We start from the raw sequence: 330 nt of genomic DNA on the forward strand, positions 1-330 counted from the left end.
GTTTTTTGAGAGCGCGAAGCAATGGCTGGATCAGGCACAGCAAATAATTCCTGATAAGCGTTTTCTGGACGGTTGCGATAGGCTCAATGCAGACAATTTGCAGACTTGCTTTAAAAAAGATCAGTCTGCCGTGTTGCCGCAGGCGGCTAGCCTGTTCCCCGAACTGAAGGCAGCCTTGCTTGCATTTGAACCAGTGCAGCATGTGATGCTCAAACATGCGGCAGTGCGGGTGGCCCAGCGCATGCAGCAGCTCAAGCAAATGAACCGTCAGTTTGGTTTTGCCGATATGCTGCAACGTTTGCGGCTGGCGCTGGAATCGGCCAACGGAGC

The 330-nt window shown here is 53.0% G+C and carries 1 protein-coding gene; it reads left to right on the forward strand.

All coding sequences use genetic code 11. The features are described from left to right. Positions 1 to 330, forward strand: a 330-nt coding sequence (locus KDM89_RS21000) for a hypothetical protein (RefSeq protein WP_212689766.1), incomplete at both ends; no start/stop codon positions are given.

It is taken from the genome of Cognatundibacterium luofuense (genome assembly GCF_018139685.1).
GTDB classification, from domain to species: domain Bacteria; phylum Pseudomonadota; class Gammaproteobacteria; order Burkholderiales; family Burkholderiaceae_D; genus Undibacterium; species Undibacterium luofuense.